Raw genomic sequence first — 22,755 nt, 5'->3', positions numbered from 1 at the left:
CGCGGGCCGCGCGGGCGAACGCCTGACGTTCAGGCTTTGAGGTCACGCCGCGTGAACACGACCGTCCCGGCGGTCACCAGCACCAGCGTGGTCACCACCAGCGCCGCCACGCCGCCCCAGCGCACGCCGGTGAGCAGCGGCGAACCGCCCAGGTACCAGTGGAAGACCGACGCGTTCCGGGTCCAGGCCAGCCCGTCCACCATCGGCAGCACGCTGTTGGCCAGGTAGGCCAGCACGGCGACGACCGAACCGGTGCCCACGGCGACGGCCCGGCTGCCGGTCGCCGCGCCGGCCGCGAACGCCACCGCGCCCAGGCACACGCCGAGCAGCACCAGCTGCAGGTTGATCGCGACCAGCCCGGCCACCGGCACCTCGGCCAGCTCGACCGGGCCGCGCACGGCCAGCATGGCCGCGAGCAGCACCGCACCCACGGCGACCAGCCCGGCCACCAGGGCGGCGAAGCGTTGCAGGGCCAGCCGGAGGCGGCTCACCGGATGGGCCAGGATCAGGTCGAGCGTGCCGGCGTCCTCGTCACCGGCCACCGTCCGCGCACCCCAGGTGATCGCGAACACCGCCACCAGCAACGGCGCCATCAGCCCGTAGACCGTGCTGCCGAGGTAGCCCGCCGCCGACGTCAGGTCGCTCATGTTGAACGCGGCCAGCACGTCCTGTGGGTACGCGGCCAGGGCGGCCGACATCGCCGGCGTACGCATGGACGGCCAGAAGGCGGCGTACATCAGGCCTATCCCGACGATGGCCACCGCCCAGCCCGGCAGCGTCCGCCGGGCCTCCCAGAGCGCTCTACGCAGCAACACGGTCGCCTCCGTAGTAGTGGAAGAAGATCTCGTCCAGATCGGGTTCCTCGCACAGCAGATCGATCACCCGGTGCCGGGCCGCCGCCTTGACCAACTCGTCGGTGTGCCCGGCGAGCCGCCCGCGGACGGTCGCGCCGGTCACCGTCACGTCGGTGAAGCCGGGCAGGGCGCGGAACTCGTCCGGACCGACCGGATCGGCCAGCGTCAGCGTGACGCTGCGGACCGCCCGTTCCCGCAGCGAGTGGACACTCTCCACGGTGACCAGCCGGCCGTCGCGGATGATGCCGACCCGGTCGGCGGTCTGCTGCACCTCGCTCATCACGTGCGACGACATGAAGACGGTGGCGCCGCGCTCCTTCGCCTCGCGGACCAGGTGCACGAACTCCTGCTGCAGGAACGGGTCGAGGCCGCTGGTCGGCTCGTCCAGCACCAGCAGCTCGGGCTCGTGCATGAAGGCCTGGACCAGACCGACCTTCTGCCGGTTGCCCTTGGACAGGCCGCGGATCGGTTTCTCCAGATCGAGATCGAGCCGGTCGGCCAGCGCGGTGATTCCACCGCGGTCGGTGCGGCCGCGCAGATCCATCAGGTACGCGAGAAGCCGGCGCGACGTCTGCCGTCCGTCCACGACGAAGTCACCGGCCAGGTATCCGACCCGGCGGCGCAGCTCGACGCCGTCGCGCCGCGGATCCAGGCCGAGCACGGCCACCTCGCCGTCGGTGGGGCGGATCAGGTCGAGCAGGATCCGGATCGTGGTCGACTTGCCGGCCCCGTTGGGACCCAGGTACCCGTACACCTCACCGCGGTTGACCTCCAGATCAAGACCCGCGAGGCCGCGGCTGCCACGGCCATAGGTCTTCACCAGGCCGCGCGTCACGATGGCGCTCATCTTCCTCCCCGTTCCCGGTGGTAGCGCTCGATCAGTTTGGGCAGTTCGACCTCGATGTACGCGTAGAAGTCACGCGTCTCGCGCAGCCGTTCCGCCCCCGGTGCGTCGCGGCCGCCGATCACCTCGAGCCCGTGGTCCATCAACTCCCGGAACTGAGTGAACTTTTCCGAACCGGTGGCTTTCATCAAGGCGTCCGGCGCCATCCGGAAGAAGATGCCGCGGCGTCCCGGCATCGCCACCCGATGGATCAGCCCGGCCGTCTCGAGCATCCGCAGGCCCCCGCTCACCGAACCCTTGGACAGGCCGAGCGCGGCCGAAATCTCGGCACCGCTCTGCGCCGGCGGATCGCAGATCAAGAGCCAGCCCATGAGTTTCCCGTACGCCGCCGGCATGCCCATGCTGGTCAGCACCAGCCCGGCCTGCTCGGCGTAGCGGCGTTCCGGTGACAATTCGATTCGGGTTTCGTTCACTTTTGTGTCCCTGAAGGTTCAGAACGTTCTGAACCTTGAGGCTACTCCCGGTGTCGGTGACTGTCCACACCGTTGGCGAGGCTCGCCCGGGTCGGGAAACATGGGTGGCGTGACCACCCCGCAGAACCTCGACGAGCGCTTCCGTGACGCGGTGTCCGCGTTGGAATCGCCCGCCGAGCGACGCTCACCCGACGACCCCGTCCGGGACGGCTCCGCGCTCACCGGAGCCCAGACCCAGCAGCTCTTCGACGTCCAGCTCACCAGCCGCCACCTCGACCTCGCGGCCCGCTGGCTGCGCAGCTTCAACGAGGGCTTCTACACCATCGGATCAGCCGGCCACGAGGGGAACGCGGCCGTGGCGGCGGCGCTGCGCCCCGGCGACCCGGCCCTGCTGCACTACCGCTCGGCCGGGTTCTTCCTGGCCCGGGCTCTTTTCTCGACCCAGACCGAGAGCGGGCTGAACGACGCTGCCCGCGACGTGCTCCGCGGCGTCGTCGCCTCGTCCCTCGAACCCATCGCCGGCGGCCGCCACAAGGTGTTCGGGCGGGCCGACCTGAACATCATCCCGACCACCTCGACGATCGCCTCACACCTGCCCCGGGCGGTCGGCCTGGCCCGGGTCACCGCTCCGGACTCCATCGTGGTGGCCTCCTTCGGCGACGCCTCGGTCAACCACGCCGCCGCGACCGCGGCCCTCAACACCGCCGGATATCTCGGACACGTGTCGCAGGAGCTGCCACTGCTGCTGGTCTGCGAGGACAACGGCTGGGGCATCAGCGTCCCATCACCCTCCGGCTGGGTGCGGTCGATGCTGTCCAGCCGGCCCGGGATCCGCTACTTCTCCGCCGACGGGTGCGACCTGGCCGCCGTGTACGACACGACTGCCGAAGCCTCGGAGTTCGTGCGGTCCACCCGTACCCCCGCGATCCTGCATCTCTCCATGGTGCGGCTGATGGGTCACGCCGGGGCGGACGCCGAGGTGGCCTACCGGTCGGCCGACGACATCGCCGCCGACCTGGCCCGCGACCCCCTGGTCCGGACGGCCCGGCTGCTCGTCGAGTCCGGGCAGGGCAAACCCGACGACCTGATCGCCCGGTACGACGAGATCGGCTGGCAGGTCCGCAAGGTCGCCGAGGACGTCATCGGCGAACCCAAACTGGCCGGCGCGGCCGACGTGGTCGCCCCGCTGGCCCCACGCCGGCCACTGCGCGCCGCCCGGCACATCGCTGACGCCGCCGACCGGGCCAACGGGATCGGCGCCAAGGAACGTGCCCGCGTCTTCGGCGGCAAACCGCCCGAACAGGCCGGCCCGCTCACCCTCGCGCAGACCCTCAACGCCGCGCTCACCGACACCATGCTGGCCGAGCCCGGCGCCGAGATCTTCGGCGAGGACGTCGCCCGCAAGGGTGGTGTCTACGGGGTCACCAAAAACCTGCGCGACCGGTTCGGCTCCGACCGGGTCTTCGACACGCTGCTCGACGAGACCAGCATCCTCGGCCTCGCCCTCGGCGGCGGTCTGCGCGGGCCCGGCCTGGCCGAGCGGCTGCCCATCCCCGAGATCCAATACCTGGCCTACCTGCACAACGCCGAGGACCAGCTGCGCGGCGAGGCGGCCACGCTGTCGTTCTTCTCCCAGGGCGCCTACCGCAACCCCATGGTCGTCCGGGTGGCCGGGCTCGCCTACCAGCCCGGCTTCGGCGGCCACTTCCACAACGACAACGCCGTCGGCGTGCTCCGCGACGTGCCCGGCCTGGTGCTGGCCGTGCCCTCCCGGCCCGGCGACGCGGCGGCCATGCTGCGCTCCTGCGTCGCCTCGGCCGCGGTCGACGGCAGCGTGTGCGTCTTCCTCGAGCCGATCGCCCTCTACCACACCCGTGACCTGTACGAACCCGGCGACAACGAGTGGCTGGCAGAATACCCGGCGCCCACGCGCTGGGGCGACGACCACATACCCGTCGGCCGCGCCCGCACCTACCCCATCGGCGCCGCCGACGCCCTGACCATCGTCACCTACGGCAACGGCCTGCGGATGTCGCTGCGTGTCGCGGCCAAACTGGCCGAGCAGGGCTACGGCTCCCGGGTCGTCGACCTGCGCTGGCTCAGCCCGCTGCCCGTCGCCGACCTGCGCCGCGAGGCCGCCGCCACCGGCCGGGTGCTGATCGTCGACGAGACCAGGCGCACCGGCGGCGTCGGCGAAGGCGTACTCGCCGCCCTCGTCGACGGCGGATTCGTCGGATCGGCCCGGCTCATCGCTTCGGCCGATTCCCTGATCCCGCTCGGTCCGGCAGCGTCGTACGTCCTGGTCGGGGAAGATGCCATCACACAGGGTGCCCGCGCCCTGCTGGCACGGTAAATTGCCACACACTCGGTGCGCCACTTGCGCGCACGCCTGCAAGTGTGTGGACTGACCCCCAGGTCAATAGAAATCGTATAGGAGGAATTCGACTGTGAGCGCGACCGCTGGTCAGGCCGACGGCGTACGCAGCCTGGCGGACCGGTTCGGCCTCGAGCCGGACATGGTGGTCATGGAAATGGGATACGACGACGATGTCGACGAGGACCTCCGTGACGCCCTGACCGAACGCGTTGGCGATTTGGTCGACGAGGACACCGACGAGGTCGTCGACGCGGTGCTGTTGTGGTACCGCGACGGTGACGGTGACCTTTTCGAACTACTCACCGACGCCCTGAGCCCCCTCTCCGACGGCGGAGTGGTCTGGCTCCTGACCCCGAAGGCGGGCCGGGACGGACACGTGGAGCCGAGCGAGGTGACCGAGTCCGCACCTGCCGCCGGGTTGCAGCAGACATCCACGCTGAACGCCGGCAAGGACTGGACCGGGGCCCGGTTGGTCGCACCGCGGGCAGCGAAGAAGAAATAGATGCCGCTGGCGGTGGGCGCCCGGGCGCCGGACTTCACCCTCAAGGACCAGAACAACCAGGAGATCAGCCTGGCCGACTTCGCCGGCCGCAAAGCTGTACTGCTGGTCTTCTACCCGTTCACGTTCACCGGCACCTGCCAGGGTGAGCTGACCGAGGTGGTCGAACACCTGGACGAATACCAGAACGACCACGTCCAGGTTCTGGCGATCAGCGTCGACTCCACCTACGCGCACAAGGTGTGGGCCACGGAGAAAGGCTTCGACTTCCCGATCCTGGCCGACTACTGGCCGCACGGGGGCGTCGCCCAGGCGTACGAGGTCTTCCACACCGCCGGCGGCTTCGCCAACCGCGGAACCTTCATCATCGACCGCGGCGGCACCATCGTCTTCGCCGAGGAACTACCCCCCGGCACCCGCCGCGACCAGGCCACATGGCGATCAACCCTGGCGGCGCTGTAGGCGCCGCCCCCAGCTCCGATAAGATGTCCACTTCCGGAGGCGCGCCGCTCGTTCGCGGCGGGCCGGGCCGGGCGCGTAGCTCAGTGGGAGAGCACTCGCCTTACAAGCGAGGGGTCGTAGGTTCGAAACCTACCGCGCCCACGAGTCGGCGGGGTTCCCTGCCCGCGGAAAGCGCGGGCCGGGGGCCTTTGTCGTATTCCGCTCCGGGGGCCGAGCCCCCGGAGGCCCCACGATGTTCGTCGGTGTCGGCACCGTGGGGGGCTGGGCTGGCTCAGGGGCCTGCTGTGTCGGGTGGTTGTCGGCGTTGTGGGGTGCTTGTATCGACATCGCAGTGGCGAACCTGAGGGAACAGCCACGTCGACGGGCTTACCGCCGTCAGCAGCCGCGGTGCGCGCCGGTGGCCGATTCGGCATCCCGGCGGGGCTGTCGCACCCGTTTCCACGTGGCAGGTTCGGCCCGTTGTTCGGTGCTGGTTTCGTGATCTGGCCGTCGGCGGCCGAGCGCGACGCGACGATGATCAGGTGATCGAGTTGTTCGCGGGCGAGGTTTCGGTGCACTACGGTTTCATGTCTTTGTCCTCGGACCATGACGACGCCGACGATCCGCCGGGGCTGACGGAGATGCGTGCGGGTCAACAGAATGGTTTATGCGGCGCCGCCGTGCCGGGAATGCTTTCGCTCATCACGGGACTGCACACCGGAGACGTCCCGGTGGTCGTGCGGTGGCACGAGACCGAGCCGGGGCTGGACGCGCGATGGGAGGACGTCGTCGAGGTGTCCTTCCGTCCGACGGCCGAGGATCTGGTGCTGGCGGCGTTCGAGGATCATCACGAGCTGCGTCTGCCGGCCGTCGCGGACCTGCGAGCGCGGTATTGCGCCACTGGTATGGACGCGGCGAGCGATGCGCACCGCGGTCAGGGTGAACCGGTGATCGACCGGTACCTGCTGGAACTGTGGCCTTCGCCGACCGCGGAGGATGCGATCGTGCGGCAGGGCAGTGCGCACGCCGCGTACTGGCATCAGCGGGCGCGAGCGACCTCAAGACCTGCGGGCCAGACCGGGAGTGACGTGGTTGAGGAAGATCCCGGACACGAGGCCTGGCTGCTGCGCAGGTTCGGCGGGCGGTCACCCAACGCCAGGCTGCGTGCTGCCGCCGAGCACGCGTTCCTGGCCGATCTGGATCTTGACCTGACGTTCGCGCTCGCGCAGGCCGACGATGACACCCACCGCCGGGTCGCCGCCTGGGCCGCTCTGCGCGCGCTCGAGGTCGCCCAGCTGATCCATGTGCCCGAGCTGGGTCCTTCGATCGTCGCCCTGCGCCGCGGTGAGCCGGCCGTCGCCCCGTTCGCCGACGACCTCAGCTGGTATCGAGCGCTGCGGACGCCGATCTCAGCCGAGCAGGTCCCGGCGCTGCCCGGCCGGGAACGGGAGCCCGGTGAGTCCCTCCCCAAGCGGCAGTGGAATGCGATCGCCGCCGTCGTGGCCACCGCCGAAGCCGACTCGCTGACCGCCGCCCTAGCGGCCATCGATGTCGCCGCCACCTCCCTCGGCGGCGACCTCTACAGCGACTTCATTTCTGATCTGCGTCAGAAGTTTCCCCAGCTACGCGCCGGGCCGGCCCGGCCACCGGATCAGGGCGCCTAGCATCGTCTTGATGACGACTTCCGGAACGCGACCCGACACCACCCCGAGAGATCATTCCGGGACGGAACAAGCCCTGCGGCTGTTGTCCGACATGCCGCTGGCACTCGATGTCGCGGGCAAGAGACTCAGCCGTGGCAGCGGCGTCTACGCCTGGTGGGCTGCTCCTTCAGTTCTTCCCGATCTGCCCGGCCCGCCCAACGGGACCACCCCGTCGCTACGGCTGCTGTATCTCGGCCGGGCCACCAGCCTGCGGGGGCGGATCCTGCGCAATCATCTGAGGCGCTCGGGCAGTTCCACACTGCGCCGCACACTGGCGGGGCTCCTCATGGCCGACGGCTATCGGACGACCTGGACCGACCGAGTTGTTCTGGTTCCCGAGGACGAGGCCCGGCTGACCGCGTGGATGCACGAGCATCTGCGCCTGACCTGGGCCGAGGACGCGGAGCCGGCCACCATCGAGGCCGAACTGGTCCGACGCCTGCGCCCGCCGCTCAACGTGCACGGCGTCGGCCCCGAACACGTCCAGGCGGCCGTGGTGGCCGCCAAAGACAGGTACAACGCTTCCGCCCACCCGGAACGTTGGCCTTCGGGGGACGAATCACATCGAGAGAAGCCACGCGGCACCGGCACGGCGGCGGGCATCCGGGTTGGTGATACCGGCTGAGACGGGGGTGGGCATGACCAGGCAGACGACGGCTGGCTGCGGCGCGGGAGCGGGAAGGCGCGAAGCGGCAGCGGATGGAGCGGGATCGAGGGACTCCACCGCCGGCAGTGGAATCACGAGGACCGCGACCCGGTCGAGATATCGCCGGGAATGACCGCGGCCCGCCGAGGATGAACAGGGCTTTCTATGGCTCCAGGGAGTGGCGGATCTGGGCCGCGGCGGAGGCGGTGCCGTGCTGGCGGAGCCAGGCGGTGGCGGCGGCGGTCAGGTGGGCCGACTGGGCGTCAGGCAGGTCGCGGTGGAGGAGGAGGGGCTGCAGCACAAAGTGGGCCGTGGGAAGGGTGCCGTGCCGGTCGAGCCAGGTCAAGGCGGCGGCAATGACCTGAGCGGTCTGGGCGGCGGGAAGGTCGCGGTGGTTCAGAAGCGGCTGCAGCACGAAAGAGGCGAGGGTCGTGCTGCCGTGCTGGTCCAGCCAGCCGAGTGCGGCGGAGGTGACGTCGGCGACCTGGTCGGCCGGCAGTTTGCGGCCCAGCAGGGCGTGCAGCACGTATCGCCCTCCGGGCGTGGTGCTGTGGTGCTTCAGCCAGGCGAGGGCGGTGGAAACGAGGTCTTCGGTCTGGTCCGCGTCCAGGGTGCGCCCCAGGAGCTCGGGCAGCACGAAACAGGCTTCGGCGGCGGTGCCGTGGTGCTGGAGCCAGGTGACGGCGGCGGTGATGGCTTCGCCCGCCTGGCCGGCCGGCAGGTCGCGGCGGCGCAGCAGTGGCTGTAGCAGGAACCGGGCCTTGGCGAGGGTGCCGTAGTTCTTCAGCCAGGTGACGGTGGTGGCGATGACGCCGGCCGCCTGGTCGGCCGGCAGGTCGCGGCGGCGGAGCAGTGGTTGCAGCAGGAACGTGGCCTCGGCCATGGTGCCGTGGCGCTTCAGCCAGGTGACGGTGGTGGCGATGACGCCGGCGGTCCGGTCGCGGGGCAGGTCGCGGTGGCCGAGCAGCGGCTGCAGCAGGAAGCGGGCCTCGGGGACGGTGCCGTGGTGCTCCAGCCAGGCGACAGCGGTGGCGGAGACGGACGCTGCCGTTTCGGCCGGTAGGTCGCGGCGCAGGAGCAGCGGTTGCAGCAGGAAGGAAGCGACGAACGCGGTGCCGTGCTGCTCCAGCCACGCGTGGGCGGCGGCGACGGCGGTGCCGGCCTGATCGGGGTTCAGGCTGCGACCCAGCAGTTCGGACAGTACGAAACGGGACTCGAGTGTGGTGCCGTGCTGCTTCAGCCAGGCGAAGGCCGCGGCGGTCACGGACGCTGCCGTTTCGGCCGGTAGGTCGCGGCGCACGAGCAGCGGCTGCAGCAGGAAGGATGCGCCGAACGCGGTGCCGTGTCGTTCCAGCCAGGCGAGGGCGGCGGCCGTGACGATGCCGGCCTGATCACCGTTCAGGTCGTGGTTCAGCACGGCGCGCAGCACGTAGTCGGCGGTGGGGGTGCCGCCGTGCTGCCGCACCCAGACGGTGCTGACCTCGATGGCGTCCCGGGCCTGGTCGGGAGTCAGCTCGTTGTGGAGCAACTCGGGCAGCACGAACCCGGCGGCCGGGGCGGTGCCGTGGTGTTCCAGCCAGGTCAGGGCCGCGGCGACGGCATTGCCGGTCTGGTCGGCGCGCAGGCGGCGGCCCAGCACGGCGCGAAGCACGAACCCGGCGTCCGCGATGGTGCCGTGCTGTCCCAGCCAGGTGAGGGCGGCGGCGATGGTGGTGCCGGTGCGGGCCGGGGTCAGGTCGCGGTTGAGCAACTCGGGCAGGACGAAACCGGCGGCCTGGGTCGTGCCGTGTTGTTCCAGCCAGGTCAGCGCGGTGGCGACGGCGCTGTCGGCCTGGTCGTCGGTCAGTTGGCTGCTCAGCACAGCGCGTAGCACGTAGTCCGCGGCCGGGGTGGTGCCGTGTTCCTCCAGCCAGCTGAGGCCGGTGGCGATGGCGATGGCGGCCTGATCGCGGGCCAGTTCGCTGTTCAGCACGGCGCGTAGCACGTAGTCCGCGGCCTGGAAGGTGCCGTGGTGCTGCAGCCAGCTGAGGCCGGTGGCGATGACGGTGCCGGTGCGGCCGGGGGGCAGGTCGCGGTTGAGCAACTCGGGCAGGACGAAACCGGCGACCTGGCTCGTGCCGTGGTGTTCCAACCAGGTGAGGGCGGCGGCGACGGTGATGTCGGCCTGGTCGTCGGTCAGTTCGCGGTTCAGCGCGGCACGTAGCACGAACCCGGCGTCGGGGGTGGTGCCGTGGTGTTCCAGCCAGGTGAGGGCCGCGGCGACCGCGATGTCGGCCTGGTCCGAGCTCAGGTCGTGTTCCAGTGCCACGCGCAGGATGTACCGGGCTTCCGGGATGGTGCCGTGCTGTCGTAGCCAGGTCAGGGCGGCGGCGATGGCCTGGCCGGACTGGTCCGCGTTCAGGTCCCGTTCGAGTACCGCGCGCAGGACGTACCGGGCCTCGGCGGTGCTGCCGTGGTGTTCCAGCCAGGTGAGGGCGGCGGTGACAGCGGTGTCGGCCTGGTCGGCGGACAGATCGCGGCCCAGGAGGAAGGGCAGCACGAATCCGGCCTCGGAGATGACGCCGTGCTGCCGCAGCCAGGCCAGGGCGTAGCCGGCGGACAGGTCGATCTGGGCCGGAGTGAGTGTGGAGCTGGCCAGCAGAGGTCGCAGGACGAATTGCGCCATGGGGTTGCCGCTGTGCCGTTGCAGCCAGGCGAAGGCGTAGCCGGTGATCGTGTCGGTGCGATCGTCGGGTGTGCGTTCCAGCAGGGGGCGCAGGACGAATGTCGCTTCCGGACGGTTGTGGTGAAGGCCCAGCCAGGTCATCGATTCCTCGATGAACCGGTCGGTGGAGACGTTCGCCTTGAGACCCTTGTACAGCAGGTGCCGCGCGGGCAGCGACCCGCTGTGCAGTGCCAGCCAGGGCGCGACGATGCGATCCCAGTGGCTGACCGCGACGGGCGACCACGCCGGGTTGTCCATGACGGCGCCGAGCGCGTACGCACCCTCGTCCTGCTCGCTGGCCAGCAGCCGGCCGACCTCGTCGGCGTTGGCGGCCAGCCAGCGGTTGCAGTGTTCCTGCAACGGAACGGCCCGTTCCTCGAGGACCAGGTCGCGCAACACGCGGCCGAGGTTGGTGGCATACCGGCCGACCGCGCGTCCCCGGGTCAGACAGGCGGCCAGGATGTCGTCGGCGGCGGCCGCGCGGACCAGCGCGCTGCCCTGCCGGTGGAAGGCGCGGTCGACCAGCTGATCGGTCACCGCGTCGTGCACTGTCGAGTATTCCCCGGACTGAGCGACCAGCCAGCCCATCTTCAACATGATCTCGAAGAGATGCTCGGCGTCGCCGGCCTCGGCGTTGGAGACCGCGTCCCCGCAGGCGATCAGGCTCTCCCGGACCTGGGGACCGGCCAGTGACATCGCCACGCAGGCCCGCAGGCGGGCGTCGAGCTGCCCGGCACCGGTACGCGGGGCCAGCAGTTCGTCCTCGGCCAGGCGCCGATTCAGCCAGTCCACCAGGTCGCCGGGGCGAACGCTGCTGAGCACCGGCTGCAGATCCCCGGCCTTGGCGCGACGTTCCGCCTCGATCGCCACCAGCATCGCGATGATCGGACGGACGCCGCACAGCCGCAGCAGATCCTGCTCGTTGACGGCGGCGATCGCGGTGGGGGCGAGGGTCCGGACTATGCGATCACGGATCTCGGCCGTGCGACCGGCGTCCGGGGCCAGCTCGACCACTTCGAACAACCGGCTGATCGGGGCTTCGGTGTTGATGAACCAGCCGGGGCGCACCGACGCCAGAAGGGCGACATGCGTGCCCTCGCGTCGTGCGTCGGGTAACACCTGCTGGTAAAGGCCGACCGGGTCGAGGCCGGTGCAGTCGTTGAGGTAGTCCAGGACGAGAAGGGTGCGGTCGGAACCGAGGTGCCGCAGAGCGTTGCCCAGATCGGCGTTGGTGACCAGGGGCTCGCCCGGCTTGACGTGCAGGACGGTCCACCCGGTGCGGGCGGCCAGCGTGCCGACCTCGAAGCAGGTGCGGGTCTTGCCTGTCCCGGCCGCGCCGACCAGCAGAATGCCGCGCTGTTCCGATGTTCCCGCGAGTCGCTCGAGAATTTGCTCGGGATGGGTCTCGGCGTCGGCCGGAGGTGGCACGAAAGGCAGGCAGTCGTCTCGAAGGTTACGTCGCAAACCCTCGAGTGCCGCTACTTCGTCGGCGTGCGACACGATGCCGGATCGTGGCCACAGCGCGGCCGAGGGACCGGCGTAGTAATGCAGTTGGTCGATGTTGTGCGCGGCCACCGAGTTGTTGACGGCGGTTACGCCCGGCGGAAAGAAGGATTCGGCGGGAATGGGCGACTGTGTTGTTGCCGCCCGGCCCCCGGCCGGCGACGGGTCGAAATGCGTGCCGGGTGCGGTCAGTCGCGTTGCCGGCCCGGCCCGGAGGGGTCCACCGGCGGGGCGCCCAGCGTCACGTCTCCCATCGTGAGGGCGGCGGCGCTGCCGCCCTCGGCGCGCACGTCGACGTTGCCGCCCACCGCGACGCTGCGCGTCCCGATCGCCGTTGCCGTACCGGTCATTGCCGGGTGTCGCGCCAGCTCATCGATGAGTCCCCGCAGGCGGTCGGCGGCCTGCGGCTGCTCGCTGAGGAGATCTTCCAGCCGGGTGGCCCACGCCTGGGCCTGCCTCAGGCGCACCTGATCGAGCTCGTCCGCCGGGACGGCCGCGGTCACCTGCGCGCGTGAGTCCTCCAGCCGGGTCTCGAGAATGGTCACCTGCTGCTGGTCGCGGCCGAATAGGCGGGCGATGCCGGTCTTGGCGGTATTCCACGCGTCGGTGGCGGCGGCTTCCATGAGCGCAGTGCCACCCGCGGCCGCCAGTGCGATCAGTGCCTCAGTCAGCATCGGCGCTCCATCGTGGTCATGATTCCTGGCTCACTACTGTGAACGGTGGGTCGTCGTGGCCACACGCTACATCGGCGCGGCCCCGGGTACCACCACGCTTGTCGTCGCCCCACGTCGAATCGTGTCGTTCACGCACTTCCACGGTACCGATTGCGACCGGTCAGCGAGTGCACCATCGGGAATTCGACAGCGTGACAATGGTGTCGATGATTTTCACCCGGAATGGCGATTCTCCAACGATGACGACAAATCGGCTCGCCCCCGGACTGGGGTGAGCGGGCAGCTCAGCCCGGCGCCCGCGGCACCGGGCGGGACCGCCCGGGTGCTCGCGGAGGGGGCGGGCAGTTGCTGTGCCCGTACCCGGAAAGGTCTTATCTGGTCCGTGCCCGCACGTGCATGCGCTCGCCCTGAGGGCCGAAGATCGAGAGGAACTCGACCGCGTCGCCGGTGGCGGTGCCGAACCAGTGGGGGATGCGGGTGTCGAATTCGGCCGCCTCGCCCGGTGGGAGGACCAGGTCGTGGTGGCCGAGGACGAGGCGTAGGCGGCCGGTCAGGACGTAGAGCCACTCGTAGCCGTCGTGGCTCTTCGGGTCGGGCTCGGCGCGGCGGCCGGCCGGTATCAGGTGTTTGAAGGCTTGGACGCCGCCCGGTTGCCTGGTCAAGGGGACGATGGTCTGGCCGAAGGCCTGGATCGGGCGGGCGTAGACGCGTGGGTCGCCGGTGGGTGGGGCGCCGACCAGGTCGTCGAGGGGGACCTGGTACGCCTGGGCCAGCGGCAGCAGCAGCTCGAGGGTGGCGCGACGCCGGCCGGACTCGAGGCGGGACAGCGTGCTGACCGAGATGCCGGTCGACTCGGACAGGGCGGTCAACGTGGTGTTGCGTTCCTTGCGTAGCGCCCTCAGGCGGGGACCCACGGCCGCGATCACGTCGTCCTTTGCCATCATGGCAAGATAGTTTGCCACCCGGCGCGGGGTGCGGGACCTTCGGACGCATGACTCATGACGTGGTGATCATCGGTGGAGGGGCCGCCGGACTGGCGGGGGCGGTCGCGTTGGGGCGGGCACTGCGGACGGTGCTCGTGATCGACGGCGGCGAACCGCGTAACGCGCCCGCCGCGGGGGTGCACAACTACCTCACCCGCGACGGGATGCCGCCGGCCGAACTGGCGGCGGCCGGGCGGGCCGAGGCGGAGCACTACGGTGCCGAGTTCCGGACCGGGCAGGTGCGCGAGGTGACCGGGGCGATCGGCGACTTCCGGGTCGCCCTGGCCGACGGGTCCGAGGCCCGGGCCCGGCGGATCATCGTGGCCTCGGGGGTGCGGGATGTGCTGCCGGACATCCCGGGGGTGGCCGAGCGCTGGGGCGGGACGGTGCTGCACTGCCCGTACTGCCACGGCTGGGAGGCCCGCGGCACCCGGATCGGGGTGATCGCGACGGCCGGGCCGGCGATGTCGGCGATGAAGGGGCTGCTGTGGAGCCAGTGGACCGATGACCTGCTGCTCTTCCTCAACGACTCGTTCGATCCGGACGCCGAACAGGCACGGCAGTTCGGGGTGCGCGGCGTGCGGACCGTCGCCGGGAAGGTCGAGGCGGTCACCGACGCGGGCGTACGCCTGGCCGACGGCACCGTGGTCGCCCGTGACCACCTGGTCGTGGCGAGCCGGGTCGAGGCGCGGGTGGACTTCCTCGCCCCGCTGGGTTTGAAGCCGGTCGAGCACCCGATGGGCGTCGGCACCCATCTGCCGGTCGAGGACGACATGGGCCGCACGTCGGTGCCGGGCGTCTGGGCGGCGGGCAACGTGAAGGACCCGGCCGCCGTGGTGATCAGCTCGGCCACCGCCGGCCTGGCCGCCGCGGCCGCCATCAACATGGAGCTGATCCAGGCCGACGTGGCCTGAGCCGGGGCGGGCCCGAACCGCCGAGGGGGTACGGCCGGGCCCGCCCATCCGCGGGAACCCCCCGCGGATGTCAGAAGGATCGGCGTTGGCCGGTGCCACTTGAGCCGGCGCCGGGGTGCGGGCCGGGTGCGGGAAAAGTCAGGCGGAAGGCCGGCCGGTCCGATGGGCTCGGACCGACCGGCCCGCGTTTACTCGGGTGTGGGTGCCGGGTCGGGGCGGTCCAGCTCGCCGAGGTGCTCGAGCCGGGCCCGGATGCCCGCCGGGCTACGGCCGAACTCGTCGGCGAGCTCACGCCGGGAGGCACCGTCGCGGTGCCGGGCGATCAGGTGCTCGTCGTCGGCACGACGCCAGCGGACGCCGTGGTTGGCCGGTCGGCGGCGGCGCACCGTCGCCCGGTGGTGCTGCCCGTGCAGCGCCACCAGTCCGGCCAGGGTGGAGGACAGGGCTTCGGCGAGCATCGGGAGATTGGCGCGCGAGATCCCTCCGCTGATCTCGCTCAGCACCCGCCCGTCGCGATCGCAGCCGACCACGGCCAGGTTGATGCGGGTGTCGATGCCGCCGGTCGCGGTGATCAGGAACTGGGTGTCGCCGATGGTGATCTGACGTTCGAGGGACAGGTCTGGAAGCGGGGCCTCCGGTGGCTGGTACCGGTTCTCATCCATGCTTGAGAACCTAGAGCCACCCCCTGACAGTTTTCTCCGCCGCGAACGCGCTCGACCGGCCGGCCTACCACCGCCCACCGACGTGGGCCGTGGCGGTGACCGACGCCCTGGTCTGACACCGGGCCGACGCCGAGCACATCCCGCGTTGGGCGCCGTACTTCCCCGAGTGGTCCCAGATGCTGATCCGAGCCCTCATCTATCGCATAGCGACCTGGTCGGTGGCCCGCTGGCAGCAGCCGCCCGACGACGCCGACAGTCCCACCGTCGACCGTGTCCTGCGCTTCACCCGTCAATGACCCGACAGGCCGATTACGCAGGGCCAACATGAACGCTACGGTGCGCATATGCCCGACTTCTGGCTGGGCGCGGTGGCCGGCGGCTGCGCCGTCGCCGTCATCGCGGTCTGGACCGGTTTCTACCTCTACCGCCGCCACCTCGAGGCCATGGCCGCGGCCCGCATCCACCTGGAAGCGGTCCGCCGCACCCAGTACGAGTCCGACCTACGCTGGCGCCGCCAGGCCGCCGAGTGGGACAGCTTCGCCGGCCAGGTCCTCTCCGGCGCCGACCAGCTCCGCCACAGCTTCCTGCTGACCCTCCTGCCGTCCCATTCCGGCCTGCGTCGCTACGACGATCAAAACCATGCTGAGGTACGGGCACTGGACGGCCCCGCCCTGCCCGCGACCGAGCCGCTGCTCCCGCCCGTGCAGCGAGCGCCGGGCTGAGCTGCCGGGCCGAGCGTCGTCGCGCGCCTTCCGCACCAGGCTCGGCGGGTGCGAGGTCAGGTCCGGCAGTCCGCGCCCGCCTTGGTGTAGGCCTTGTCGGTCAGCGGGTTGCCGTCGACCGGGTGGGGTTTGTCGCCGCCGAAGCCCCACGTGGTGGGCTGCGTTCCGCCGTTCGGGATCAGTTCGAAGAGGAGGCGGCCGTCGGAGCAGGCCCGGGCGGTCACCAGCGTCGTCGAGCCATCGGTGGCGGTGCACTCGTGGGTGTCCCGTGGGGCCATGATCCGGCCGGGGGACGGGAACAGTTCGGCGCAGTCGCGGGGGCGGGTCCGGTTGGTCGCGGGCGGGGTCAGGTTGATGAAGATGCCCTGGTCGGCGCAGGCGGACTGGAGGCCGGTGAGGTGGGTGACCAGGGGGCCGAGGTAGGCCAGGGCGCTCAGGTCGTCGTCGGGGGAGCGGCTCATCTGCCAGGCCACGTCGATGAGCTTGGTGCCGTGGTCGCGGATGTCGCGGTGGCGGGAGCGGGCGAAGACCTGGCGCAGGTGCTTGTACTCGCTCATGGTCAAGTTGTTGTCGCGGTCCTGCGCGGCCACGGACTTGTCGCCGGCGGCCAGGGCCTCGCAGGCGCGGATGCCCGAGTCGGGGACGATCATGTCGTGCTGGTAGGCGTACCAGATGCCGGAGGCGGTGAAGACGACCGCGGCGATCAGGACCACCCACGGCCACCTCGACGCGTGGGACGGGGGCGGAGCGGGTGGCCGGATGGCACGGGTCGGGCCGAAGGGATCGTCGGACACGGGACCCTCCCCAGGTCGCTCGGGCGCCGACCCTCACTCAACCCCGCGACGGCCGGTCGGGGAGTAGGCCGGTCGGCCGGAAAACGGCGATGAACAGGGGCGTGACGACGCGGCCGGGGACGGCGGTCGTGGCCCTGGTGGCGGAGCGGGTGCCGGCGTGGCCGGAGTCGGGATCCGGGGCGGCCGGTGGTCACCCGAGGATGAGGTCCCGGACCGGGCGGTGGGTGCCCGCGGGGCGGCTCCCGGCGGGGCGGCTCCCGGTCGGCCGGGAACCGGACGGACGGGTGCCCGCGTGCCGGAAATTCGTATTCACCCCTTCGGGTGACTCGACCCCGGCAAATCCCCCTACTACGTTGTCTCTCGACATGTGTGCCCCCGCCCATGCCCGTCAACCGACCGCTATGAGCGTCAACGATCCGACGGTCGGGTGGGCAGCGGCGTGTCCGGTTGTCCGGATGGCGCAAGGCCCGGGCCGGGACGCGTGTTCAGAGGGCTCGGCGCAACGTGGACATCTGGCGCGGGAGAACAGTCCGCGGTATCGGAAGGCCGGCGAGTATTCCCTGCACGGCGGCCGACGCGGGCAGCCGCCAGTTCACCCGTTCGGGGGGAACCACCCAGCGGACCGGGCCCTCGTCGGTGCGGCCGGGCGCGGCCGGCACCCAGGAGCCGCGGCCGTGCCGGACGATGCCGGGCACGCCCTCCAGGTCGGACCGCAGCGGGGCGCCCGGGCGTACCAGGAACAACCAGGAACCGGCGGGCGTGCCCAGCACCGGGCCGCGCAGATCGGGCAGGTCGAGCTCAGCGTGCAGCCGGGTCGCGCCGAGGACGCGCAGGCCGAGCAGGTCCGGTACGGCCAGCGCGTCGAACCGCAGGCCGGTCGCCAGCCGGGTCTGTCCCTGTTCGACATCGTCGTCCAGCACCCGCCAGCCGTGCGCCTCGTAGCGGTGGATCAGCCGCCGGCGGCGGAGCCGATCGAGGAAGGTCGTTCGGCCGAACGGCCGCCGGCGGTTCCTCCGCATGGTTCGAAAACCCCCGAGTCCGGGCCGGGGCGGTCCTACCAGCCCCGGCTGCCGTGTCCAAGCGCAACACGCATCGTTGGTCCGGTCAGATCCACAATTTGCAAGTTGCATGTAAAAATACGAGCGTTGCCGTGCACGAGATCACACAAGCTGTGCGATCAGCACTGTCACGAGTGGTCCACACTGCACGCGACACAAGGGAAGCTCACCGGTGGGGGTCGCCGGCTGAGTTGGGGAGGCACCCGTGGACGAGCTGCCGATCGGGCGTCGCGTCGCCTACTGGCGCGGCCGCCGCAAGATGTCCCAGCAGGTCTTCGCCGACCGGCTCGGGAAGTCGAAGAGCTGGGTCGACAAGGTCGAGCGAGGCGTACGCCGGCTCGACAAGTTCTCCGTCGTCTACGAGATCGCCGACGTTCTGCAGGTGGACGTCCAGCTGTTGCTGGGCAAGGACGTCGAGCGCCGCCCGGAGACTCCGAACTGCATCGACCAGGTCGAGGTCGAGGAGATCCGCGCCGCCCTGGAGCGGTACGACCAGATGAGCGCGTTCTTCCAGCCCGCGCCGCAGTGCCCGCCGCTGGAGGAGATGCAGAAGGCGGTCAGCCACGCCTGGCTCACCTATCAACACGCGAAATACGGGGTGCTGGCCCGTACGCTGCCCAAGCTGCTGCGCGACGCCCAGGCGGCGGATTCCGCGCACGCCAACGGCGACGAGGGACGGCGCGCCGCGCACCTGCTGGGACAGGTCTATCAGATCGCCTCCTCGGCACTGCGCAAGGTGGGCGAGCACGAGTTGTCCTGGCTGGCCGCCGACCGGTCGATCGCGGTGTCGCAGCGCGCCGGCGACCAGTTGCTCGCCGGGATCGCCAGTTACCGGGTCGGCAGCGCGCTGCTGGCGCTGGGCCGCGCGCGCCCGTCGCTCGAGGTCAACGTCAACATCGCCAACCGGCTGGCCGGGTACGACGGCAGCGAGGCCAAGCGCGAGGAAAAGCTGTCGGTGTACGGCATGCTGCTGCTCAACGGGGCCATGGCCGCCGCGCGGATCGGCGACAGCGCCACCGTCCGCGACCTGATCAGCGGGGCCGAGCAGGCGGCGATCCAGCTCGGCGGCGACCAGAACCACTACTGGACCAGCTTCGGCCCGACCAACGTGCAGCTGCACCGGGCCGCGGCCGCGGTGGAGCTCGGCGACGGCCGGACCGCGGTGGAGATGTACGAACGCATCGACCACGAGGGCTTCCAGGCGATGCTCCCGGAGCGCCGGGCGCACTACTACCTGGACATCGCCCGCGGGTACGCGCAGATCGGCGACGTCGAGAGGGCCAGCGAGATGCTGCTCGAAGGGGACCGTCTCGCGCCGTCCGAGATCCGCTGCCGCCCGCTCGCCCACGAGGTCCTCTCCGACGTGCTGCGACGCACGCGGGGCACGCCGCCCGCGCCGATCGCGGAGCTGGCCGAGCAGATGGGAGTCGGCGTATGAGGTGGGTCAACACGTGACGACCAACGCCCCACGCGTGCTGTACATCCTGGTGTGCGGCTCGCCGATGGCCCGTGACGTGGGCAAGCTCGTCGCGATGGCGCAGAGCGAAGGCTGGGAGGTGTGTGTGATCACCACCCCGGACGGCCGCAACTTCGTCGACGTGAACGCGCTGCACCGCCAGACCGGTCACGTGGTGCGGACCTGGTACAAGAAGCCGGGCGAGCCCGACCAGCTGCCGCCGGCCGACGCGATGATCGTGGCGCCGGCGACGGTCAACACGATCAACAAGTGGGCGGCCGGCATCACCGACACGCTGGTACTGGGGCTGCTGGTCGAGGGGTACGGCTTCGAGATCCCGACCGCGGTCGTGCCGTACACGAACAACGTGATGGCCCGGCACCCGGCGCTGCACGAGAGCCTGGCCAAGCTGAGCAGCTGGGGTGTGCATGTGCTGTACGACGCCCGCCGGCTCGGCCAACCCGGGCAGATCGATCGTTACCGGGCGCGCTTTCCCTGGCGGCTCGCCCTGCGGACGGTCAGCGAGCGGATGACCGCGAACAGCATGCTGGAGCCGGGCGCCTTCTAGTCGAGGTTATAGAGTTGGCGGCCGTGACCACCACCGCCGTGATCGACGTCGTCGCCGCCCTCGACGAGCGTTATCCGCGTGCGCATGCCGAGGACTGGGACCGGGTCGGTCCCGTGCTGGGGGAGTTCGACGCACCGGTCGAGCGGATCCTGTGCGTGGTCGACTGCGTCCCCGAGACCGTCGACGAGGCGATCGCGGCCGGCGCGCAGATGATCGTGGCGCATCATCCGCTGCTGTTGAAGGGCGTGTCGTCGGTCGCGCCGGACACGTACAAGGGCCGCATCGTCCACCGGCTGATCCGCGCGGGCATCGCGCTCTACGTCGCGCACACCAACGCCGACATCGCGTCGCCGGGTGTCTCGGACGCCCTGGCCGCCCGCCTCGACCTGGTCGAGACGCGCCCGCTGGTGCCCCATGAAGGAAGTGCGACGCTGGGGCTGGGCCGGGTGGGCAAGATCGACCCCGTGACGCTGGCCGAGTTCACCGCGTTCACCGCGAGCCGGCTGCCGGCCACGGCGGCGGGGGTACGCGCGGCCGGCGACCCCGACCGCGTGATCGCTACGATCGCCGTCTGCGGTGGCGCCGGCGACTCGTTCCTGGGTGCGGCCACCACGGCCGGCGTGGACGCGTACCTCTGCGCCGATCTTCGTCATCATCCGGCCGGCGAGCACCTCGCGGCCGGCGGACCGGCCCTGATCGACGTCGCGCACTGGGCCAGCGAACGGCCGTGGCTGGACGAGCTGGCAGCGTGGTTGCGCGACCGTTTCCCGGCCGACGTTCTGGTGTCCGATGTGGACACCGATCCGTGGACTGTGCATGCTGAGAGCTTGAAGAAGGAGTCCCGATCGTGAAGGCCGCACCGGAAGCCCAGCGTCGCCTGCTCGACCTGCAGGCCGTTGACACCGCCCTGGCCCAGCTGGCCCACCGCCGCCGCTCGCTGCCGGAGCTGGCCGAGATCGAGGCGGTGGCCCGGGACATCTCGGCGCTCGAGGACGAACGCGTCCGGGCCCAGGTGGCGGTGGACGACCTGGACCGCGACATCGCCCGGTTCGAGAAGGACATCGAGCAGGTACGTACGCGCAAGAGCCGCGATCAGGCCCGGCTGGACGCCGGCGGTGCGCTGCGCGAGATCGAGGGGCTGCAGCACGAGCTGGCCACCCTGAACCGCCGGCAGTCCGAGCTCGAGGACTCCGAGCTGGAGTTGATGGAGCAGAAGGAGACGGCCGAGGCCACGCTGAACGACGTGCGCAAGCGGCTGGCCGAGGCGGTCGAGCGGCGTACGGCGGCCGAGACGCGGCGGGACGAGACGCTGGCCGAGATCGCCAAGGAGGAGGAGTTCAAGACCACCTCCCGGGGTCCGCTGGCCGCCGACCTGCCGGCCGACCTGGTCACGCTGTACGACAAGATCCGGACCGACAGCGGGCTGGGCGCGGCGCTGTTCCGGTCCGGGCGCTGCGGCGGCTGCCGGATCGAGCTGTACGGCGCCGACCTGGCCCGGGTGAAGTCCGCGCCGGCCGACGAGGTGGTCCGCTGCGAGGAATGCCGGCGGATCATGGTGCGTACGGCAGAGTCCGGCCTGTGAGCGACTTACACGTCGTCGTCGAGGCCGACGGGGGCTCGCGGGGAAACCCCGGACCGGCCGGGTACGGCGCCGTGGTGATGGCCGCCGACGACGGTCAGGTGCTGCTGGAGCGGTACGAGTCGCTCGGCGTCGCCACCAACAACGTGGCCGAGTACTCCGGGCTGATCGCCGGGCTCAGGGCGGCGGCCGAGCTGAACGCGACCCGGGTCGACGTACGCATGGACTCCAAGCTGGTCATCGAGCAGATGGCCGGTCGTTGGCAGATCAAGAACCCGGGCCTGCGCCCGCTCGCCGCCGAGGCGGTGCAGCTGGCCGGCCGGTTCACCGAGGTCACCTACGAGTGGATCCCGCGCGAGCGCAACCGGGCGGCGGACGCGCTGGCCAACCGGGCGATGGACGAGGCCGCCGGCAAGAAGGTGCCCGACGTGCCGTCGCGGCCGGCGGCGGCGGCCGGAGCAGCGTCGGGCGAACGAAACAGTTTCGTACAGGGTCGGGCCGCGGGGTCGGGCGAACGAAACAGTTTCGTACAGGACAGGACCGCGGCGACGGGTGAACGAAACAGTTTCGTACAGGACAGGACCGCGCCCGGGGGTGAACGAAACAGTTTCGTACCCGGCGGGGCGAAGCGGGACTGGGCGCCGCCGGCGTCGACCGAGGAGGCCACCCGGATCGTTCTGGTGCGGCACGGCGAGACCGCCTACACCAAGCAGGGGCGGTATTCGGGGCGCGGCGACATCCCGCTCTCCGACGAGGGTGAGGCGCAGGCGATGGCGGCGGCCGGGCGGGTGGCCGGTCTGGCCCGTGATGTCGCGGCCGTGGTCACCTCACCTCTGATGCGATGTGTACGGACGGCCGAGATCATCGCCGCCGAGGCCGGTGGCGCCGACGTGACGGTGCTCGACGAGCTGATCGAGTGTGACTTCGGCGCGTGGGAGGGGCTGACCTTCGCCGAGGTCAAGGAGCGCTGGCCGGGGGAGATGGACGCGTGGCTGGGCTCGCCGGCCGTGGCGCCGCCGGGGGGCGAGTCGTTCGACACGGTGGCGGCCCGGGCACGGACGGCGGTGGGGACCGTGCTCACCGCGTACCCGGGGAAGAATGTGGTTGTGGTTTCGCACGTGTCGCCGTTGAAGCTGATTCTGCGGGACGCGCTCGACGCGGGGGACGGGTTCTTGCACCGGCTTTTCCTGGATGCGGCCGGAGTGTCCACGATCGACATCTGGCCCGACGGCAACGTGGCTGTCCGTTCGGTCAACGAGACGGCTCACCTGCGTTGATTCCTTGACCGGGGTCGATGCCCG

21 protein-coding genes and 1 tRNA gene are annotated in these 22,755 nt (G+C 70.9%); 13 read left to right on the top strand and 9 right to left on the bottom strand.

All coding sequences use genetic code 11. The features are described 5' to 3' along the window. Positions 1–29: 29 nt before the first annotated feature. From ACGFIO_RS30835 to ACGFIO_RS30825, 3 genes are read right to left on the bottom strand one after another with little or no spacing between them, the layout of a single operon-like run. Complete coding sequence (locus tag ACGFIO_RS30835; protein WP_392831299.1) at positions 30–815, bottom strand: ABC transporter permease subunit; 786 nt, start codon at positions 813–815, stop codon at positions 30–32. Further along, the gene (locus ACGFIO_RS30830) at positions 802–1,701 is read right to left on the bottom strand and encodes an ABC transporter ATP-binding protein (protein ID WP_392831297.1); all 900 of its coding nucleotides are present in this window, start codon (positions 1,699–1,701) and stop codon (positions 802–804) included. Before ACGFIO_RS30830 ends, ACGFIO_RS30835 begins: the two co-directional genes overlap by 14 nt. Continuing rightward, positions 1,698–2,150, bottom strand: a complete 453-nt coding sequence (locus ACGFIO_RS30825) for a GbsR/MarR family transcriptional regulator (protein ID WP_392831559.1) — start codon at positions 2,148–2,150, stop codon at positions 1,698–1,700. The genes ACGFIO_RS30830 and ACGFIO_RS30825 overlap by 4 nt, the downstream gene beginning before the upstream one ends. A gap of 121 nt (positions 2,151–2,271) precedes the next feature. Between ACGFIO_RS30825 and ACGFIO_RS30820 the strand changes: the two genes are divergently transcribed. The 6 genes from ACGFIO_RS30820 to ACGFIO_RS30795 all read left to right on the top strand — a co-directional run bounded on the left by ACGFIO_RS30820 (position 2,272) and on the right by ACGFIO_RS30795 (position 7,816). Further along, positions 2,272–4,524 (top strand): thiamine pyrophosphate-dependent enzyme, encoded by a 2,253-nt coding sequence (locus ACGFIO_RS30820; RefSeq protein ID WP_392831294.1) that lies wholly within the window; start codon positions 2,272–2,274, stop codon positions 4,522–4,524. A 94-nt stretch (positions 4,525–4,618) separates the two neighbouring features. Further along, on the top strand, positions 4,619–5,050 hold the full coding sequence (locus ACGFIO_RS30815; protein WP_392831293.1) for a DUF3052 domain-containing protein: 432 nt from the start codon (positions 4,619–4,621) through the stop codon (positions 5,048–5,050). Beyond that, positions 5,051–5,509, top strand: a complete 459-nt coding sequence (locus ACGFIO_RS30810; protein WP_392831290.1) for a peroxiredoxin — start codon at positions 5,051–5,053, stop codon at positions 5,507–5,509. It begins immediately after the preceding gene. A 69-nt stretch (positions 5,510–5,578) separates the two neighbouring features. Then, positions 5,579–5,650, top strand: a tRNA-Val gene (locus tag ACGFIO_RS30805). A 380-nt stretch (positions 5,651–6,030) separates the two neighbouring features. Next, positions 6,031–7,152, top strand: a complete 1,122-nt coding sequence (locus ACGFIO_RS30800; RefSeq protein ID WP_392831288.1) for a hypothetical protein — start codon at positions 6,031–6,033, stop codon at positions 7,150–7,152. A 10-nt stretch (positions 7,153–7,162) separates the two neighbouring features. Beyond that, a complete protein-coding gene (locus tag ACGFIO_RS30795; protein ID WP_392831286.1) occupies positions 7,163–7,816 on the top strand; it encodes a GIY-YIG nuclease family protein in 654 nt (217 codons plus the stop codon). 184 nt (positions 7,817–8,000) lie between these two features. On the opposite strand, the gene ACGFIO_RS30790 is transcribed toward ACGFIO_RS30795, so the two are convergent. From ACGFIO_RS30790 to ACGFIO_RS30780, 3 genes are all read right to left on the bottom strand, one after another. Then, positions 8,001–12,116: a hypothetical protein gene (locus ACGFIO_RS30790; RefSeq protein ID WP_392831284.1), complete on the bottom strand. Its 4,116-nt coding sequence runs from the start codon at positions 12,114–12,116 to the stop codon at positions 8,001–8,003. Between the two features lie 116 nt (positions 12,117–12,232). After that, positions 12,233–12,718, bottom strand: coding sequence for a hypothetical protein (locus tag ACGFIO_RS30785; protein WP_392831281.1), 486 nt, complete (start codon positions 12,716–12,718; stop codon positions 12,233–12,235). Positions 12,719–13,089: 371 nt separating this feature from the next. Beyond that, positions 13,090–13,662: a helix-turn-helix domain-containing protein gene (locus ACGFIO_RS30780; RefSeq protein ID WP_392831279.1), complete on the bottom strand. Its 573-nt coding sequence runs from the start codon at positions 13,660–13,662 to the stop codon at positions 13,090–13,092. Positions 13,663–13,709: 47 nt separating this feature from the next. Here ACGFIO_RS30780 and ACGFIO_RS30775 point away from each other — a divergent pair, with 47 nt between their 5' ends. Continuing rightward, positions 13,710–14,615 carry an NAD(P)/FAD-dependent oxidoreductase gene (locus ACGFIO_RS30775; protein ID WP_392831277.1) on the top strand — a complete coding sequence of 302 codons (906 nt, stop codon included), beginning with the start codon at positions 13,710–13,712 and terminating at the stop codon, positions 14,613–14,615. 188 nt (positions 14,616–14,803) lie between these two features. Here ACGFIO_RS30775 and ACGFIO_RS30770 read toward each other — a convergent pair whose 3' ends face one another. After that, positions 14,804–15,277, bottom strand: coding sequence for a hypothetical protein (locus ACGFIO_RS30770; protein WP_392831275.1), 474 nt, complete (start codon positions 15,275–15,277; stop codon positions 14,804–14,806). Between the two features lie 344 nt (positions 15,278–15,621). On the opposite strand from ACGFIO_RS30770, the gene ACGFIO_RS30765 reads away from it, so the two are divergent. After that, a complete protein-coding gene (locus tag ACGFIO_RS30765; protein ID WP_392831272.1) occupies positions 15,622–15,999 on the top strand; it encodes a hypothetical protein in 378 nt (125 codons plus the stop codon). A 56-nt stretch (positions 16,000–16,055) separates the two neighbouring features. Here ACGFIO_RS30765 and ACGFIO_RS30760 read toward each other — a convergent pair whose 3' ends face one another. Further along, the gene (locus tag ACGFIO_RS30760; RefSeq protein ID WP_392831270.1) at positions 16,056–16,793 is read right to left on the bottom strand and encodes a hypothetical protein; all 738 of its coding nucleotides are present in this window, start codon (positions 16,791–16,793) and stop codon (positions 16,056–16,058) included. Positions 16,794–17,278: 485 nt separating this feature from the next. Beyond that, positions 17,279–17,812 carry a DNA primase gene (locus tag ACGFIO_RS30755; protein ID WP_392831267.1) on the bottom strand — a complete coding sequence of 178 codons (534 nt, stop codon included), beginning with the start codon at positions 17,810–17,812 and terminating at the stop codon, positions 17,279–17,281. A gap of 244 nt (positions 17,813–18,056) precedes the next feature. Between ACGFIO_RS30755 and ACGFIO_RS30750 the strand changes: the two genes are divergently transcribed. Genes ACGFIO_RS30750 through ACGFIO_RS30730 form a run of 5 tightly spaced genes read left to right on the top strand, consistent with a single transcriptional unit; the run spans position 18,057 to position 22,731 of the window. Beyond that, entirely contained in the window at positions 18,057–19,289 is a 1,233-nt protein-coding gene (locus tag ACGFIO_RS30750; protein ID WP_392831265.1) for a helix-turn-helix domain-containing protein, read from the top strand. 13 nt (positions 19,290–19,302) lie between these two features. Further along, on the top strand, positions 19,303–19,875 hold the full coding sequence (locus tag ACGFIO_RS30745; protein WP_392831262.1) for a flavoprotein: 573 nt from the start codon (positions 19,303–19,305) through the stop codon (positions 19,873–19,875). A gap of 23 nt (positions 19,876–19,898) precedes the next feature. Next, positions 19,899–20,726, top strand: coding sequence for a Nif3-like dinuclear metal center hexameric protein (locus ACGFIO_RS30740; protein WP_392831259.1), 828 nt, complete (start codon positions 19,899–19,901; stop codon positions 20,724–20,726). Beyond that, complete coding sequence (locus ACGFIO_RS30735; RefSeq protein WP_392831256.1) at positions 20,723–21,457, top strand: zinc ribbon domain-containing protein; 735 nt, start codon at positions 20,723–20,725, stop codon at positions 21,455–21,457. The genes ACGFIO_RS30740 and ACGFIO_RS30735 overlap by 4 nt, the downstream gene beginning before the upstream one ends. After that, a complete protein-coding gene (locus tag ACGFIO_RS30730) occupies positions 21,454–22,731 on the top strand; it encodes a bifunctional RNase H/acid phosphatase (RefSeq protein WP_392831253.1) in 1,278 nt (425 codons plus the stop codon). Before ACGFIO_RS30735 ends, ACGFIO_RS30730 begins: the two co-directional genes overlap by 4 nt. Positions 22,732–22,755 lie beyond the last annotated feature (24 nt).

The sequence above is a fragment of the Actinoplanes sp. NPDC049265 genome, assembly GCF_043197135.1.
GTDB lineage: Bacteria > Actinomycetota > Actinomycetes > Mycobacteriales > Micromonosporaceae > Actinoplanes.
This window is presented reverse-complemented; position numbering and strand designations above follow the sequence as displayed.